Here is a 17,742-nt window from a genome sequence, read left to right on the forward strand (position 1 = left end):
ATCATTTTTTGATCCAACCTCTTCGCTGTATATGTACTTTTTAATAACCTTAATACCTTTGAAAAATAAGTTCTTGAAAATAACACGTATGAATAATTGAATATACATAGAATAGTTCGATTTTTACTTTGACATTCATTTTTTGATTTGGTAAGCTAAATAAAAAGTGGAGGGATAGATGTGAGTAGCAAAATAAGTATAGTTATGGGCAGTATCTCAGATTGGGAAACAATGAAGGAAACAGCCTTAATCTTAGATCAATTTCAGGTTGAATATACTAAAGATGTTATTTCAGCACACCGCATGCCAGCCGAAATGTTCGCCTTTTCTGAGAATGCCGCTGCGGCAGGAGTTAAGGTTATTATTGCCGGTGCGGGAGGAGCAGCCCATTTACCTGGGATGATGGCTGCTAATACAATCTTACCAGTTGTTGGTGTACCTGTTCAAAGCCACGCGCTTAATGGGCTTGATTCGTTGTTATCAATTGTGCAGATGCCAGCAGGTGTACCAGTAGCAACAACCGCGATTGGTACAGCTGGGGCAAAGAATGCAGCCTTGTTAGCACTACAAATATTAGCTATAAATAATAAAGACTTACAGAATGAGTTACTTACTTTTCGCAAAAAACAACATGATGATTCAGTGAAAAGTGGTGAACAGCTTGACTAAGTTTATTGAACAAGGTAGGACGATCGGGATTATTGGCGGTGGACAATTAGGGCAAATGCTGGCCTTTTCAGCAAAAAAAGCCGGTTTTCGGGTACTTATTTTAGATCCTAATCCAGATTGTTCTGCTGGTCAGACGGCTGATGACCAGATTGTTGCGCCTTATGCTGACTTAAAAGCTATTGAAGAATTGGCTCGGCGTTCAGATGTTTTAACGTATGAATTCGAGAATGTCGATCTGCAAGCATTAGAAGATGCTAAAGAAATAGTTTCTATCCCTCAAGGCACAAAATTACTAGCGATTACGAAAGATCGGATACGAGAAAAAACATTTTTACAAGAACATGGTTTGGAAGTAGCCCCTTTTGCAGCAATCAATAATGTGGTAGATTTAGAAGAAGCTGTTAAAAAAATCGGGTACCCTGCTGTTTTAAAAACATGCCAGGGTGGCTATGATGGCAAGGCTCAGTTAGTATTGAAGAAAAAAGAAGATCTACCCGAAGCGGCAGAACTTCTTGAGAAGGGGCAATGTATTTTGGAAGGCTGGGTTCATTTTGATAAAGAATGCTCAGTCATGATTGGACGCAGCGCAAGTGGTGAAACCTCAGTTTTTCCTGTTAGTGAGAATATTCACCGTAATCAGATTCTGCATGAGAGTATTATTCCCGCACGTTTACCGTTAAACGTACAACAGAAAGCACAACAAATGGCTAAAAAAATTGCTGCAGGAATTAATTTATGTGGAATACTTGGAGTTGAAATGTTTGTTAATGCTGAAGGTAAGATCTTTATCAATGAACTGGCACCACGTCCACATAATTCTGGACATTATTCAATTGAAGCATGTAACTTTTCTCAATTTGATATTCATAACAGAGCGATTTGTGCTTGGCCAATGCCTAGAATCGAACTGCTCAAACCTGTTGTAATGGTAAATATTTTAGGACAGCATGTGGCTGGCTGTAGACAGCTGGTTAAGGAGAAGCCACAGTGGCAGTTCCATGATTATGGTAAAGGTGAGGTTCGACACGATCGTAAAATGGGACATGTAACAATTCTAACTGATCAGCTTACAGACACTTTAGACGAAATTGCTAGTACAAAAGTCTGGGATTAAAAGGAGAAAAAAGAATGATCACAAGATATTCACGGCCAGAGATGGCAGCAAATTGGACTGATGAGAAAAAATATGACTGTTGGCTTCAGGTTGAAATTGCAGCTGATGAAGCTTGGGCTAAACTAGGACATATTCCAACAGAAGATGTTGCTAAAATTCGTGAAAAAGCACGTTTTAAGGTTGATAGAATCCTTGAAATCGAACAAACAACACACCATGATGTAATCGCGTTTACACGGTGTGTCTCTGAATCTCTAGGTGATGAAAAAAAGTGGGTTCATTATGGTTTAACTAGTACAGATGTTGTTGATACTGCTTATGGTTATCAATTAAAGCAGGTCAACAAATTACTTCGTCAAGATTTAAAACAGTTTAAGGCAATTGTTGCAAAGAAAGCACAAGAATATAAATATACTGTGATGATGGGACGGACACATGGGGTTCATGCCGAACCAACAACTTTTGGATTAAAACTTGCACGATGGTATTCAGAGATAAACAGAGATATTGAACGTTTTGAACATGCGGCTGCAGGAGTTGAGGCTGGGAAAATCAGTGGTGCGGTCGGTACTTTCGCTAATATTGACCCATATGTTGAACAGTATGTTTGTCAAAAATTAGGAATCCGTGCACAAGAAATCTCAAGTCAAGTACTTCCACGTGACCTACACGCTGAATATATCTCAGTTTTAGCATTAATTGCAACAAGCTTGGAGAAGTTTGCGACTGAGGTTCGTGGGTTGCAAAAATCTGAAACACGAGAAGTTGAAGAACACTTTGCCAAAGGGCAAAAGGGTTCTTCAGCAATGCCACATAAGCGAAATCCGATTGGTTCAGAAAACATTTGCGGTTTAGCACGGGTAGTTCGTGGACATATGGTTACAGCTTATGAAGATGTTTCGTTATGGCATGAACGAGATATCTCACATTCGTCAGCGGAACGCATTATTTTACCAGATACAACAATTTTAGTTGACTATATGCTGCATCGCTTTGGAAAAATACTAGAAGAGCTAACGGTCTTTCCGGATAACATGAAGCGCAACATGAAACGGACTTTTGGATTGATTTACAGTGGTCGTGTTTTACTTAAGTTAATTGATAAAGGAATGAGTCGAGAAGATGCTTATGATTTGATCCAACCTAAGACAGCAGAATCATGGGACAAACAAGTTCAGTTTAGACCGTTATTAGAGGCTGACAAACAAATTATGTTACATCTAACTAAGGCTGATCTTGATGATGCGTTTGATTACCATTGGCATTTACGCCATGTTGATGATCTTTTTGAGCGTGTCGGTTTAGGTAAGTAAAACTAGCTTAGATAACTGTCCCTTAAATAATTAAGCATCAGAATTAAGCTTACACATAACTCTGACTAAAAGATCTTATAATTAAAAAAACTGGCTTAAATGAGGATTGCCTCGTTTAAGCCAGTTTTTTTGGCTTTAATTATTAGAACGGAGAAGTTATAACGTTCACTATCTTAAATTCAATTTTTGATAGCTGGTATAAGTTATTCTTGTTAAGATGTTCGGCTTTGATGCGCTTAAATGTTTATAAATAGATTGTATTGAACTCTTATTTACTTAATAATAACTTTTCTTAATAATTTTTGTTCAAAGTTCGGGTTTTTACTATTGACTATTAATCAAAAAATTGTTAATCTTTAACATAAATAGCGACTGTTTAAGTCTATCTACGCACTTATAATTCGTGTTTTATATTAAAGGAGACGATTTGAAATTATGGACGAGCTTATTTATTCTGGAAAAGCCAAACAAATGTGGACGACGACTGATAATGATGTAATTCGTGTTGTTTATATGGATCAAGCGACAGCATTAAATGGTAAAAAGAAAGATCAAATCGCTGGTAAAGGACAGTTGAATAATCAGATTTCAAGTCTGATCTTTAAGTTCTTAAAAGAGAATGGGATAGCAACACATTTTATTCGTAAGGTTTCAGCAACAGAAGAGCTAGTTAAAAAGGTCAAGATTATTCCGCTTGAAGTAGTAACACGGAATATTGCTGCTGGACATTTTTCATCTCGTTTTGGAATCGAAGAAGGTTTGGTTTTCAAAGCACCAGTTGAAGAAACTTATTTTAAGAGTGATGAATTAGATGATCCATTTATAAATGAATCACAGATTAGTGCACTAGAGATAGCATCGGTAACGGACCTTCAAACGATGTGGCAGATTTCACGAAAAGTAAACAAGTTGCTGACAGCATTGTTTAAGGAAATTGATCTTCAATTAGTGGACTTTAAACTTGAATTTGGGAAGACTAACCAAAATGAAATTATTTTAGCAGATGAATTTTCGCCCGATAATTGCCGTTTATGGGATTTGAAAAGTAAGAAACATATGGACAAAGATGTCTACCGGCGTGATTTAGGTGATTTAACTTCCGTCTATGAAGAAGTACTGACACGTTTAGAGAAAAAACTGGGAGGAACCTCTAATGACTAATGTCCGAATATTTGTGACTTATAAGGAATCAGTTTTTGATCCACAGGGTGAGACGATTACTGAAGCAATTCATAGTTTAGGATATCATGAAGTAAAGCAAGTCCATGTTGGTAAATTCTTTGACGTTGAAGTAGAAGGAAATATAGAAAAAGTTAAAGAAACAGTTGCTCAAATTTCAGAACAATTACTAGTTAACTTTAATCTAGAAACTTATCGTTATGAAATTATGGAGGAAGCTTAATGAAAATTGCTGTAGTCGTTTTTCCTGGCTCAAATTGTGATATTGACCTTTATGAAGCTCTGCATACCGTTTGCCATGCAGATGTTGCATACGTTTCACATACACAGAAAAGCTTGGCGGGATTTGACGCAGTTATGCTTCCCGGAGGTTTTTCATATGGTGATTACTTACGAAGTGGCGCAATTGCACGCTTTAGTAATATAATGCCTGCGATTATTGAGTTTGCGCAAGCTGGTAAATTTGTTTTTGGAACATGCAATGGCTTTCAGATCCTTACCGAAGCTGGGCTACTTCCAGGAGCATTAAAACGAAATAATGGACTAAAATTTATTTGTAAAACAGTTGAGCTTGAAGTTAGTAATAATCAAACTGCATTTACAACACAATATCAGGCTGGAGAACACATAAGTTTGCCAATTGCACATGCAGATGGCAGTTATTATGCAGATAAGGCGACTTTGGAGAAACTTGAACGAAATGGCCAGGTTGTTTTCCGGTATGCAGGTGAGAACCCCAATGGCAGTTTAAATAATATTGCGGGTATTACCAATGAGCAAGGAAATGTTTTAGGAATGATGCCTCATCCTGAAAGAGCGGTGGAAGCTTTACTTGGAAATGAAGATGGCTTACGTCTTTTTAAATCTATTCTTGAAAATGGCAAAATAAAAGAGGAGGCTGCACTTTGATTGCAACTGAAATGAGCCCGCAAGAAATAAAAAGTAATAAACCGTATCTCGACTGGGGATTGAGTGAAAAGGAATATAATTATATTTGTGAAAAATTGCTTAAACGTTTGCCTAATTATACTGAGACAGGGCTTTTTGCGGTTATGTGGAGCGAGCATTGTTCATACAAAAAATCTAAACCTGTCTTACGTGAATTTCCAAGCCAAAACGAGCGTGTATTACAAGGTCCCGGTGAAGGTGCTGGAATTGTTGATATTGGAGATAAACAAGCAGTTGTTTTTAAAGCTGAAAGTCATAATCATCCCTCAGCAATTGAACCTTATGAAGGAGCTGCCACGGGTGTTGGCGGTATTATTCGGGATATCTTCAGTATGGGTGCTCGTCCTATTGCAATGCTTGACTCACTCCATTTTGGTGAAATTAAGCAAGCTCGAACAAAATATTTAATAAATGAAGTTGTTGCCGGAATCGGTGGTTATGGTAATTGCATGGGAATTCCAACGGTTGGCGGAGAGATGACCTTTGATGACTGTTATACAGGGAATCCATTGGTTAATGCAATGTGTGTCGGATTGATGGAACAAAAGGATATGCAAGTTGGACGTGCACAAGGTATAGGTAACGCTGTGATGTACGTTGGGGCTAAAACTGGCCGCGATGGTATTCATGGAGCAACATTTGCCTCAGCTGATTTTAGTGATGAAAAAGAAACACAGCGTTCGGCTGTACAAGTAGGTGATCCTTTTATGGAAAAACTACTGATGGAAGCCTGCCTTGAATTAACTAATAAGCATGCTGATTGGTTAGTAGGTATTCAAGACATGGGTGCTGCTGGATTGGTTTCTTCAAGTTGTGAAATGGCGTCTAAAGCTGGGAGCGGACTTGAGCTGGTGCTAGATGATGTTCCACAACGTGAGCCAGAAATGTCTGCTTATGAGATTATGTTGAGTGAATCACAGGAAAGAATGCTACTCTGTATCCGGGCCGGATTTGAACAAAAAGTTAAAAAGCTATTTGAGGATTACGGGCTTGAAGCAGTTGTGATCGGACGAGTAGTTGCAGGAAAACAGTACCTATTGAAACACAATGGTCAGACTGTGGCTGACATCCCTGTTAGTAGTTTGACTGACGATGTCCTGGAAGAGGCTAGTCAAGAACAGGTCCCACAGCGGATTTTGCAAGCACAAAAAAAGCAGCAGTGGATACCGCAAATTAATAACGCGGCTGAAGTGCTGACGAAGCTTTTGCAACAGCCGACAATTGCCTCAAAAAAAATGTTTACACAAACCTACGATTCACAGGTACGAACAAATACAGTTGTCGGACCGGGGAGCGATGCGGCTGTTCTGAGGGTTCGAGGAACAAAAAAAGCTTTGGCAATGACAACGGATGGCAACGGTCGATTTGTTTATCTTGATCCAAAAATTGGTGGGAAAATGGCTGTTATAGAAGCAGCCGCAAATTTAATTGCCAGTGGAGCTTTACCATTAGCTGTAACTGATTGTTTGAATTATGGTGATCCCAATGATCCAGCGATCTACTGGGAATTACATCAATCAGTTTTAGGGATGGCAGAAGCTTGCCGGACGTTAGATACACCAGTTATTTCAGGAAATGTTTCTCTATATAATGAAAGTAATGGTAAAGCTATTTACCCAACTCCAATGATTGGGATGGTCGGCCTGATCAGAGATCTTAAGCATATTATTCCATCATTTGTTCAGCATCAAGGTGACCTCGTTTACCTCGTAGGTCAGACGAAGCAAGACTTTGCTGGATCAGAACTACAAAAAATGCAGTTAGGTGAAATTAGTGGTTCTTTGAATGAAGTAAATACTACTAAAATAACATTAAGAATGAAGCGACTGCTAACTGCGATGGAAAAGGGGCTAGTTGCAAGTGCACATGATTTAAGCGAGGGTGGTCTGGCTGTTGCATTAGCAGAAACGACTTTTGGAACAAAGTATGGTATTAAAGGAGAGCTTTCCTTGAGTGGTGCCGAGCTTTTCAGTGAGACGGCTGGACGTTTTATTGTGACAGTTGCTCCAGCAAAGCAAAAACAATTTTTAGCCGAAATGAAGGATAAAGTAGCACTTATTGGAAAGGTCTCTGGTGAATCACAGTTGCATCTTACCTATCAAGATGGTCAATTTAATTTAGATTTGGAAGTAGTCAAAGGATTGTGGGAGGACGCAATACCATGCCTTATGAAATCAAAGGACTAAATGAAGAATGCGGTATTTTTGGTGCTTGGGGGACAACAGAAGCAAGTCACTTGACCTATTTTGGATTACACAGTCTTCAGCACCGTGGGCAAGAAGGCGCAGGGATCGTCGTAAGTGATGGACAGAGCTTACAACAGTTTAGAGGGCGTGGGTTACTTGCCGAAGTCTTTTCTAATGAGTCAGATTTAGAGAATTTGAAAGGCACTGCTGCAATTGGACATGTTCGTTACGGAACAAGCGGAAATAATATTTTAGCAAATGTTCAACCATTCTTATTTCATTTTCATGATGGTGATGTTGCGTTGGCACATAATGGTAATCTTACCAATGCTGCATCGTTAAAGCGAGAACTGGAAGACCAAGGAGCTATTTTTCAATCAACGTCCGATACGGAAATTTTAATCCATCTTATTCGTCAGAAAAAAGACTTAGATTTTATTACTGCTTTAAAACAGAGTTTAAACCAAATTCATGGCGGTTTTGCCTTTGTTCTTTTACGTAAAGACAGTCTGATTGCTGCACTTGATCCTAATGGGTTCCGTCCGCTTTCAGTGGGTCAGCTAGATAGTGGTGAATACGTAATCGCAAGTGAAACCTGTGCTTTTGATATGATCGGAGCCAAGTTTGTCCGTGATGTTCAACCAGGTGAGTTGATTATGATCAATAAAACGGGTCTGCATATCGATCATTATACTCAGAAAACCAAACTCTCGATTTGTTCGATGGAATATATTTATTTTGCACGACCAGATTCTATTATTCACGGAGTAACTGTCCATAATGCACGCAAAAAAATGGGGAGATTGCTAGCGCAGCAGGCACCAGTGGACGCCGATATGGTAATTGGCGTTCCGAACTCTTCTCTATCAGCAGCGAGTGGGTTTGCTGAGGAGAGCGGCTTACCATATGAAATGGGGTTAATTAAGAGTCAATATATTGCTCGAACATTTATTCAACCAACACAAGAACTACGTGAACGTGGTGTTAAGATGAAACTTTCAGCTGTTAGAGGTGTTGTTGAAGGTAAACGGGTCGTTATTGTAGATGATTCAATCGTTCGGGGAACAACCAGTAAGCAATTAGTGCACTTACTCAAAGAAGCCGGTGCAAAAGAGGTTCATATGCGAATAGCATCACCTCCATTGCGTTTCCCTTGTTTTTATGGAATTGACATCTCGACTCGTTCAGAATTGATGGCGGCAAATTATACGGTTGCGCAGATGCGCCAAATTATAGATGCAGATTCATTATCGTTTTTGAGTATTGAGAATCTAATAGCAGCAATAGCATTGAAGGATGCACAAAAAGCTCCTAACGGCGGACTGTGTGTAGCTTATTTTGATGGGAAGTATCCAACCCCACTCTATGATTACGAAGCGGGTTATTTAAAATCGTTAAAACGGCAGCAAACACGGGAGGTTATTGGTTAATGAGTCGTTATCAAGAAGCAGGCGTAGATGTTAATGCGGGTTATGAACTTGTTCAAAAAATCAAAAAGGACGTTGCCTTGACAGCAAGACCAGGTGTGATGGGAGCAATTGGCGGATTTGGCGGTTTATTTGATTTGAGTGTTATGAAAATTAAAGAACCAGTGCTAGTTTCTGGAACTGATGGTGTAGGAACAAAGCTGATGATAGCCCAAAAAATGAAGCAGCATGATTCGATTGGAATTGATTGTGTTGCGATGTGTGTTAATGATGTCTTAGCACAAGGAGCACAACCACTCTTCTTTCTGGATTATATTGCAACTGGACATAACGATCCTGTCAAAATTGCTGAGATCGTTCATGGTGTGGCCCAAGGATGCCAACAAGCTGGAGCCTCACTAATTGGTGGAGAAACAGCTGAGATGCCGGATATGTATGCACCAGATGAGTATGACTTGGCAGGTTTTACAGTTGGAGCAGCCGAGAAAAAAAGTCTATTAACACCGCGGTTACCACAAGCAGAAGATCTTTTGCTTGGATTACCTTCAAGTGGCTTACATTCAAATGGCTTTTCACTAGTAAGAAAAATTTGTTTTAAAGATAATAAACTTGCACTTGATGCTGAACTTGAACAATTAGATGGTAAAAAGCTTGGGGATGTTTTATTAGAACCAACGCGAATCTACGTTAAAGCTCTGCTGCCTTTGATTGAGAAAGGGCTTATCCATGGTATCAGCCATATTACGGGTGGTGGGTTAGTTGAAAATCTACCAAGAATGTTTGATGATAACCTGCAAGCAGTTGTTGATAGTACTAGCTGGCCTAAGGCACCTATCTTCAAATATTTGACAGAATTAGGAAAATTAAGTAAAAATGACTGCTTTGAAACATTTAATATGGGATTAGGAATGGTCTTAGCAATTGAACCCTCTAAGCTCCAAGCTGTTGAATCTTTATTAAAAGCTGAGAATGAACAATTCTATCAAATTGGAAAACTAGTTGAACGGCCCCAAAATGAGGCTAAAATAGAGATCAAGTGAGGACTGAGACAATGAAAGTTGCTATTTTTGCATCAGGTAACGGAACAAATTTTGAAATACTTGCAAAGAAGTTCGCAAATAATGAAATAATGGGTCAGATTGGTTTGTTATTCTGTGACCATCCAGATGCACATGTAATTGCTCGTGCGCAGAAATATCATATTCCCGTTAAAACTTTTACAGTTAAAGAGTGTGGCGGGAAACGTCTGTATGAAGAAAAAATAATGAAACTTTTGCAAAAATTTCAGATTGATTTTATTATTTTAGCAGGCTATCTGCGTGTTATTGGACCAACTATTTTGGCAAACTATGATGGCAGAATTGTTAATTTACATCCAGCCTTCTTGCCTGAGTATCCTGGGCTGCATTCCATCGAACGAGCTTTTGCTGATAAGAGGCAGCAGACAGGAGTAACAGTCCATTTTGTTGATGCTGGGCTTGATTCAGGACCTATAATTGCCCAAGAGCATGTTCCAATTCTAGCAACAGATAGTTTAGAAACGTTAGAACAACGTGTCCATGAATGTGAACATCGACTTTACCCGCAGGTTATCAAAGAGCTTTTACCTCAATTCAATCAGAAGGAGCACAATAATCAATGAAAAGAGCATTAGTAAGTGTTTCAGATAAACAGAACCTTATACCTTTTGTTAGTAAACTTGTAGATTTAGGTTTTGAAATTATTTCGACAGGCGGAACAAAACACGTTTTAGAGGAAGCTGGACTTAAAACTATTTCAGTCGAAGAAGTTACAGGTTTTCCTGAAATTTTGGATGGGCGGGTTAAAACACTGAATCCTTATATTCATGGTGGACTTTTGGGTAGACGTGATGTTCCTGAACATGTTAAAACGATGGAAAAGCTTCATATTAAACCAATTGATTTAGTCTGTGTTAATCTCTATCCCTTTAAAGAGACAATCGAGAAACCAGATGTTGGTTTAACAACGGCAATTGAAAAGATTGATATTGGTGGTCCAAGTATGCTGCGGAGTGCAGCCAAAAACTTTCATGATGTCACGGTCGTCGTTGATAGTGCTGACTATGCTGTGGTAGCTAATGAACTGGATGAACAAGGGACTACTAGTCTTGAAACACGTGCTAGATTAGCCGCTAAAGTTTTCAGACATACGGCAGCTTATGATACCTTAATAGCTGCATATCTTTCTGAACAAGCTGGGGTAGAGGCACCTGAAAAATTATCCTTGACTTACGAACTTGAAGATACAATGCGTTATGGTGAAAATAACCATCAGCGAGCTTGGTTTTACCGGGATGCGTTACCTAAAAAATATGCAATTACCAATGCAGAACAACTGCATGGTAAGAAACTCTCATACAATAATATTAAGGATGCAGATGCAGCAATTAGGATTGCACGTGAATTTAACCAACCGACTGTTGTTGCTTTGAAACATATGAATCCATGTGGTATTGGACAAGCAGATAAGATCGAACAGGCTTGGGATCGGGCTTACGAAGCAGACTCTATTTCAATTTTTGGCGGCGTTATTGTTTTGAATCGGCACGTAGATTTAGCAACAGCTAAAAAAATGCATCAGTTATTTTTAGAAATTATTATCGCACCAGCTTTTGATGACGATGCTTATGCTATTTTAGCTAAGAAAAAGAATTTGCGGCTGTTAAAACTAAATTTTGCTGAAAAAGATGAATCAACTGAAAAAGAAGTAGTTTCTGTTATGGGAGGATTATTAGTTCAGGAACAGGATACTCTACAAGAAAATCCACAGGAATGGCAAGTGGTTACACAAAATGCGCCTACAAAAGAACAGCTTCAGACACTATTTTTTGCTTGGAAAACAGTTAAACATACTAAGAGTAACGCAATCGTAATTGCTAACACCGAAAGAACGTTGGGTATCGGAGCTGGACAGCCTAATCGGATTGATTCAACTAAAATTGCTGTTAAACATGCACTTAATGCAATTGATGATACTGCTGTAATGGCAAGTGATGCATTCTTCCCAATGGACGATTGCGTCCAATATGCAGCTGAGCATGGGATCAAAGCCATCGTACAGCCTGGCGGAAGTATCCGTGACAAAGACTCGATCGCAATGGCTGATAGGTATGGAATCGCAATGGTTACAACGGGAATCCGTCATTTCAGACACTAATCTGGAGGAAAAAACTGATGAAAGAAAAGCTTAAAGTATTAGTTGTCGGATCGGGAGGACGTGAACACGCCATATGTAGAGCGCTTCTTCAAAGCCCATGGATTGAAAAAGTCTACTGTGCTCCCGGTAATAGTGGCATGGAAACTGATGAGATTGAAACAGTTCCTCTTTCAGAATTAGCTTTTGATAAGCTGAAGCAATTTGTTAAAGAAAAAAAGCTTGCATGGACTTTTGTAGGACCTGAGGATGCACTCGTCGCAGGAATTGTTGATTCATTTAAACAAGATGGTTTAAAAATTTTTGGGCCAAATGCTAAAGCTGCACAACTAGAGGGGTCAAAAGAAATTGCCCTTCACTTTATGCAAACCTATGGTATACCTACAGCTAAGTTTGCGGCGTATGATAATGTGGCAGAAGCCTTACAAGGTTTAAAATATTTTGAACTACCAGTAGTTATTAAAGCTGATGGTTTAGCCGCTGGTAAAGGTGTGACAATTGCAAAAAATACAGTTCAAGCTCAAAAGCAGATTAAAGAGCAGTTTGCTGGTAAACAGACTAAGGTAGTCTTAGAAGAATTTTTAGAAGGCCCTGAGTACTCGCTCTTTGTAGTAGTTAATAATAAAGATTATCGAATACTTCCCGTAGCACAAGACCATAAACGAGCTTATGATGGTGATAAGGGGCCTAACACCGGAGGGATGGGTGCATATAGTCCGGTACCGCAATTAAATAAAAAGGATTATCAAGCGATGCTGACAGAAGTGGTTGAACCTTCTGTTGCGGGCTTGCGCAAAGCAGAACTCGATTATTGTGGTATTTTATATATTGGTCTCATCTTAACGACAAGTGGTCCTAAAGTAATTGAGTATAATGTCCGTTTGGGGGATCCTGAAACACAAGTAGTTTTACCACGGCTTGCAAGCGATTTTGCTGAATTGATCGATACTTGTTTAAATGATAAGAAACTTCCTAAAGTAGAAACTTCCCCCAAAGCATGTTTAGGAGTTGTTGTAGCAGCTGCTGGTTATCCACAAAAGCCGCTTAAAAGTCAACTACTACCAGATCTTTCTAGTGATAAGGATGCTAAAATTACGGTTGACTATGCTAATGTCAAGGGAAAATTACCAGCTTTACATGGGGATGGAGGTCGTCTTTTAACTGTCCTGAGTGAAGGAAAGTCCATTACAGAAGCACAGAGCAATGTCTATCGTTTTCTTGAAACACAAGTCTTTGAAGATTGCTTTTACCGTAAAGATATTGGAGCTAAGGCAACCGGTAAGACATATTAAGGGCAGAATTAATTTTTTTACAAAATATTTGCAAAATTTTTAACATTTTACTAGAAAGAACGGTTCAAAATGTTAAAATAAAGCTTGATTTGTAAATAGGAGTTATGTTAAATGAAAAATAAATTAATCTCTGGTGCTTTTTGGATGTCATTCGGCAGTATTTTCTCACGGGTTTTAGGAATTATTTATCTTATTCCATGGCTTATGATGTTTGGTAAAGATCAAAATCAAGCACAGGCAGTCTTTAACTCTGCTTATACACCTTATTCATTGTTTCTAGCTTTAGGGACAGCGGGTTTCCCAACTGCGATTGCACGACAAGTTGCTTCTTATAACTCACAAAATAAATTTCGGAATAGTTTGCATGTTTTTAAATACGGTTTTCTTTTTATGGTATTAACCGGGGCAATATGTGGACTACTGTTATATCTTACCGCACCACTGATTGCTGCCCATAGTTCGGTTGTTTCTAAAGATGCTGCGACAACAGCTATTTATTATCTAGTACCCACAATGGTTATTTTACCGCCAATGAGTTTCATTCGAGGCTTTTTTCAAGGTAATCAAGATATGAAACCCTTTGGAGTCTCACAGTTGTGGGAGCAGTTTGTACGGGTACTCTTTATACTTGGTGCAACTTTTATCGTGCTGAAGGTTTTTCACGGAGATTACACAGAGGCCGTTAATTACAGTACACTTGCAACTCTTGTTGGAACAATTGCAAGTTATCTCTATTTATTAAATTATAGTCGGTCTAAATTACCGGAGTATCGGTTGCTCTATCAGGAAAGTGCTCCGCTCGAAAAGCAAAATATTCGTAAATTATTTCAAAGCATCATCGCAGATGCATTACCGTTTGTTTTTGTAGGCGCAGGGATCACAATCGCACAGTTCTTTGATCAGATTACATTTAAGAGTGTTGTGACTACGATTCTCGGTGCAACAGTGCAACAGGCTGAATTAATGTATACATATTTTGCTGCTAATCCTAATAAGATAACAACGGTGGTCGTCTCACTGACAATTGCTATCTCAGAAACGACGTTGCCACTACTCGCAAGGTATTATGACCGGAAAGACAAACACAAGATTAGTGAAGTTATCGGTCAAAATATTGATTTAATGTTGTTAGTACTTGCTCCGACAGTTACTCTGCTAGTGGCATTGTCATGGGAAGTAAATGGAATCTTTTTTCAGTTTGATAGTTATGGAGCTAAGCTGTTGGCAGCAGCTTTGGTTTCAAGTATTAGTCTGGCACTTTTTACCGATTTTTTTACGATTATTCAGGCAATGCGTAAACATCGAGCAGCTGTCCGTTACTTGATTGTAGGATTGATTTTGAAACTTGTATTGCAGATTCCCTGTGTTTCTTTATGGGGAGCATTCGGAGCCATTATCAGTACTTTTGTGGCTTTCCTAGCAGCCAGTTTACTTGCCTTTAAAAAAATAAGTGCAGATAGTCTTTTACCAGGACAATTGCAGAACTCAGCTAGAATTATCATTGCTAATTTATTATTGTGTGCAGGGACATTGGTAGTGCAGTATTTACTAAGTTTGATATATCTGCCGCACACAAAAATAACTGCTTTTCTATACGCAGGTATTTTTACAATTTTATTTGGCTTTACGTATCTTCTGGTACTTGATCAAACCCAGATATCACAGTGTGTTTTAAACAAGACTTTTATTTTAAAAAAGAAACCTTAACAACCAGTTGTTGATTTTTTGAAAGAGACTACCGCAAAACTATTTTGCCGTGGTCTCTTTAAGTTATCTCCGTTGTGGTCCCCAGGTTTTTTAAAAGCTTGTTTTTTGGAATAATTACGTGTACCTTTATCCTTATAATAAAAATAATTCATTAATAATAATATTAAAGTGAAAGCAACTCATTGATAGAGGAGGGTTTACGATGTCAACATTTGCATATGAAGTATTTAGTGAGGTCGCCAAGCAAAAAACTTTTTTTGCGGCAGCTACCCAGCTTAATGTAACGCCTTCAGCGATTAGTCATTCAATTGCGGGCTTAGAAAAGGATCTTGGTTTTGCATTATTTATCCGAAGTAGGACTGGAGTGCGCTTAACGCCAGATGGTCAAAAAATTTTACCAATTATTCAAGGTATCTTGAATGCACAAATCAAGCTTACCGAAGAGGCCGCACGGATTAACGGGCTTAATGAGGGACGAATTCGAATCGGTGCGTTCAGTAGCGTATGTATCAATTGGTTACCAGATATTATTCGTCATTTCAAAAAAAGATACCCCAAGATCGAATTGTCAGTTACACAGGGAAACTTTAATGAGGTAGCTGAACAAGTCCGTGTAGGGACGTTAGATATTGGTTTTAGTGCACTTCCAATTAAAGAAAAACTTGAAGTTCTGCCACTGCATCGTGATCCGATTTATTGTATAGCGCCAGAAAGCTTTAAACCGCAGGAGGAAAAAATAGTTACGCGCAACGATATTAAGTCCAAAAGCTTTATCCTACAGCAAATTGACTATGATCGGGATACAAAGCGTGCCCTTGACGCATACAATGTTTCAGTTAATTCAATTCACTATAGTATTGATGATGCCTCAATTATTGCAATGGTTGAGAGTGGATTAGGGCTAGGAATCTTACCAGAACTGGCCTTACAGAAACTATCAGGGAATGTTAAACAATATCCCTTTAAAGAAAGGTTTTACCGGACGATTTGTCTTGTTTCACATTCAGAAGCACAGCAGACTCCCTCAACGCAGGCTTTTGTTAAAGTTATTCAAAAATACTTGCTTGAACGTTACGGTGCGGAAAGTCTGACTTTTGCAAAAGAATACTAAGAAAATATAAATAAAAAGATATCGCTAATTTAAGAGTGGAAAATTTAGTTTTGATAGTATTTGTAGACTATATTACATTTTCTTTTCAATCAGGAAAACTAACTATATTTGCTATCGTTTAGTAGGTAATTGTGCTATCATGTGAAATTGTAATTTTCAAGAATTTGTGTTTATGATATTTGTTTTGTAGAAGATATGTTGGAGTCAACAAGGAGGTAAAAGGTGAAAGAATTAACTAAAGGTAGTCCGGTGAAACTTATTTTAATGTTTACTATGCCGCTGTTAGTAGGAAATTTGTTTCAACAGTTGTATAGTATCTCGGACACTTTAATTGTGGGACAGACTCTTGGAGTTAATGAACTTGCAGCAGTTGGCGCAACCGGAAGTATCCAGTTTCTAATTATTGGTTTTGCGCAAGGACTTACGGCTGGTTTGTCAATTATGACAGCACAATATTTTGGGGCGCATGATTATCGCAAGGTCAGAGTGAGTTTTGCGGCAAGTATTGTTATCTGTATAGGGGCAACTTTAATTTTAACCTTTTTGAGTTTATTTTTTATCAATGATATTTTGAATTTAATGCAAACACCAGCAGCAATCAAACAAGATGCACAACTATTTATTTCGATCATATTTGCTGGGATCTTTGCTTCAATGGCTTTTAACTTATTAGCGAATATTATCCGTGCTCTTGGTGATAGTCGAACACCACTTTATTTTTTGATCGTTGCGGCGGTTTTTAATGTTATCCTGGAATTGATTTTTATCCTTGTTTTTCATATGGGTGTCGAAGGGGCAGGCTTTGCAACGGTGATAGCACAAATCTTCTCAGTAGTACTTTGTATATTGTATATTATTAAGAAGATGCCGCTTTTACAAGTGAGAAGAAGTGATTTTAAAAAAATAACGGCTCAAGAATTACGGCGCCACTTATACGTAGGTTTGCCAATGGCTTTTCAAACATCCATTATCGCAATCGGTTCAATCATGATTCAAGCAGCGTTAAATGGTTTGGGGACGACAGCAGTTGCTGCAACAACTGCTGCAAGTAAAATTGATCAAGTAGCAATTCAACCAATGATGTCCTTTGGGATAGCGATGGCAACTTTTACAGCACAAAATTTCGGTGCCCATAAGTATGATCGTATACTGAAGGGAGTAAAGCAAAGTTTGTTGGTTTCAGGTACTTTTAGTATCGTTGCCGGTTTGTTGATCATTCTTTTTGGTAGAAACTTAGTTGTTTTATTTGTGGGTAAGTCAGAAGAGAAAGTCCTAAATCTATCGCAAATCTATTTCAATGTTAATGGGTCTTTTTATCTGATGCTTGCAACACTATTTATTTTACGGTACACCCTGCAAGGATTAGGTGAAAGTGTTATTCCAACTCTTGCTGGAATTGTGGAACTTTTAATGCGCTGTATAGCGGCATTACTTTTAGCAACCTCTGTGGGTTATGTAGGAACATGTTTTGCAAATCCATTAGCATGGTTAGGTTCCTGTCTTGTTTTGATTATTTCTTATCTGAAAGCAATGAAGATGTTAAAACAAAAACAAGGAGATATCCAACTTGATGAAACTGTTGCAGCACAACAGATTGAATTGAGACAGTAGAGGATTTTACC

General features: G+C 38.5%; 15 protein-coding genes. All 15 read left to right on the forward strand.

Annotated features, from left to right (window positions below; genetic code table 11):
* The first annotated feature begins 180 nt into the window (after window positions 1-180).
* The 15 genes from purE (at window position 181) to FC81_RS00865 (ending at window position 17,731) form a co-directional block, all read left to right on the forward strand.
* On the forward strand, window positions 181-669 hold the full coding sequence (gene purE, locus FC81_RS00795; RefSeq protein WP_157054666.1) for a 5-(carboxyamino)imidazole ribonucleotide mutase: 489 nt from the start codon (window positions 181-183) through the stop codon (window positions 667-669).
* Entirely contained in the window at window positions 662-1,783 is a 1,122-nt protein-coding gene (purK, locus tag FC81_RS00800) for a 5-(carboxyamino)imidazole ribonucleotide synthase (RefSeq protein WP_057742020.1), read from the forward strand. Before purE ends, purK begins: the two co-directional genes overlap by 8 nt.
* 14 nt (window positions 1,784-1,797) lie before the next feature.
* Complete coding sequence (gene purB, locus FC81_RS00805; protein WP_057742023.1) at window positions 1,798-3,096, forward strand: adenylosuccinate lyase; 1,299 nt, start codon at window positions 1,798-1,800, stop codon at window positions 3,094-3,096.
* Between the two features lie 435 nt (window positions 3,097-3,531).
* Window positions 3,532-4,257 (forward strand): phosphoribosylaminoimidazolesuccinocarboxamide synthase, encoded by a 726-nt coding sequence (gene purC, locus FC81_RS00810; protein ID WP_057742026.1) that lies wholly within the window; start codon window positions 3,532-3,534, stop codon window positions 4,255-4,257.
* Window positions 4,250-4,498, forward strand: a complete 249-nt coding sequence (purS, locus tag FC81_RS00815; protein WP_057742028.1) for a phosphoribosylformylglycinamidine synthase subunit PurS — start codon at window positions 4,250-4,252, stop codon at window positions 4,496-4,498. The genes purC and purS overlap by 8 nt, the downstream gene beginning before the upstream one ends.
* Window positions 4,498-5,184, forward strand: coding sequence for a phosphoribosylformylglycinamidine synthase subunit PurQ (gene purQ, locus FC81_RS00820; RefSeq protein ID WP_057742030.1), 687 nt, complete (start codon window positions 4,498-4,500; stop codon window positions 5,182-5,184). The genes purS and purQ overlap by 1 nt, the downstream gene beginning before the upstream one ends.
* A complete protein-coding gene (purL, locus tag FC81_RS00825) occupies window positions 5,184-7,409 on the forward strand; it encodes a phosphoribosylformylglycinamidine synthase subunit PurL (protein ID WP_162254804.1) in 2,226 nt (741 codons plus the stop codon). Before purQ ends, purL begins: the two co-directional genes overlap by 1 nt.
* A complete protein-coding gene (gene purF / locus FC81_RS00830; protein WP_057742033.1) occupies window positions 7,385-8,839 on the forward strand; it encodes an amidophosphoribosyltransferase in 1,455 nt (484 codons plus the stop codon). The genes purL and purF overlap by 25 nt, the downstream gene beginning before the upstream one ends.
* Window positions 8,839-9,876, forward strand: a complete 1,038-nt coding sequence (purM, locus tag FC81_RS00835; protein WP_057742036.1) for a phosphoribosylformylglycinamidine cyclo-ligase — start codon at window positions 8,839-8,841, stop codon at window positions 9,874-9,876. The genes purF and purM overlap by 1 nt, the downstream gene beginning before the upstream one ends.
* 11 nt (window positions 9,877-9,887) lie before the next feature.
* A complete protein-coding gene (gene purN / locus FC81_RS00840; protein WP_057742039.1) occupies window positions 9,888-10,478 on the forward strand; it encodes a phosphoribosylglycinamide formyltransferase in 591 nt (196 codons plus the stop codon).
* Window positions 10,475-12,013 (forward strand): bifunctional phosphoribosylaminoimidazolecarboxamide formyltransferase/IMP cyclohydrolase, encoded by a 1,539-nt coding sequence (purH, locus tag FC81_RS00845; protein ID WP_057742041.1) that lies wholly within the window; start codon window positions 10,475-10,477, stop codon window positions 12,011-12,013. The genes purN and purH overlap by 4 nt, the downstream gene beginning before the upstream one ends.
* 17 nt (window positions 12,014-12,030) lie before the next feature.
* On the forward strand, window positions 12,031-13,302 hold the full coding sequence (gene purD / locus FC81_RS00850; protein WP_057742044.1) for a phosphoribosylamine--glycine ligase: 1,272 nt from the start codon (window positions 12,031-12,033) through the stop codon (window positions 13,300-13,302).
* A gap of 111 nt (window positions 13,303-13,413) precedes the next feature.
* The gene (locus tag FC81_RS00855; RefSeq protein WP_057742046.1) at window positions 13,414-15,009 is read left to right on the forward strand and encodes a putative polysaccharide biosynthesis protein; all 1,596 of its coding nucleotides are present in this window, start codon (window positions 13,414-13,416) and stop codon (window positions 15,007-15,009) included.
* A gap of 202 nt (window positions 15,010-15,211) precedes the next feature.
* A complete protein-coding gene (locus FC81_RS00860; protein ID WP_057742049.1) occupies window positions 15,212-16,120 on the forward strand; it encodes a LysR family transcriptional regulator in 909 nt (302 codons plus the stop codon).
* A gap of 222 nt (window positions 16,121-16,342) precedes the next feature.
* Entirely contained in the window at window positions 16,343-17,731 is a 1,389-nt protein-coding gene (locus tag FC81_RS00865; RefSeq protein WP_057742051.1) for an MATE family efflux transporter, read from the forward strand.
* The last annotated feature ends 11 nt before the right edge of the window (window positions 17,732-17,742 follow it).

It is taken from the genome of Liquorilactobacillus capillatus DSM 19910 (genome assembly GCF_001434915.1).
Lineage (GTDB): Bacteria > Bacillota > Bacilli > Lactobacillales > Lactobacillaceae > Liquorilactobacillus > Liquorilactobacillus capillatus.

Coding starts and splice junctions, on each gene's coding strand:
- FC81_RS00855 (WP_057742046.1), top strand. CDS start 13,414: ATGAAAAATAAATTAATCTCTGGTGCTTTTTGGATGTCATTCGGCAGT.
- purD (WP_057742044.1), top strand. CDS start 12,031: ATGAAAGAAAAGCTTAAAGTATTAGTTGTCGGATCGGGAGGACGTGAA.
- purF (WP_057742033.1), top strand. CDS start 7,385: ATGCCTTATGAAATCAAAGGACTAAATGAAGAATGCGGTATTTTTGGT.
- purB (WP_057742023.1), top strand. CDS start 1,798: ATGATCACAAGATATTCACGGCCAGAGATGGCAGCAAATTGGACTGAT.
- purQ (WP_057742030.1), top strand. CDS start 4,498: ATGAAAATTGCTGTAGTCGTTTTTCCTGGCTCAAATTGTGATATTGAC.
- purN (WP_057742039.1), top strand. CDS start 9,888: ATGAAAGTTGCTATTTTTGCATCAGGTAACGGAACAAATTTTGAAATA.
- purS (WP_057742028.1), top strand. CDS start 4,250: ATGACTAATGTCCGAATATTTGTGACTTATAAGGAATCAGTTTTTGAT.
- purH (WP_057742041.1), top strand. CDS start 10,475: ATGAAAAGAGCATTAGTAAGTGTTTCAGATAAACAGAACCTTATACCT.
- purM (WP_057742036.1), top strand. CDS start 8,839: ATGAGTCGTTATCAAGAAGCAGGCGTAGATGTTAATGCGGGTTATGAA.
- FC81_RS00860 (WP_057742049.1), top strand. CDS start 15,212: ATGTCAACATTTGCATATGAAGTATTTAGTGAGGTCGCCAAGCAAAAA.
- purC (WP_057742026.1), top strand. CDS start 3,532: ATGGACGAGCTTATTTATTCTGGAAAAGCCAAACAAATGTGGACGACG.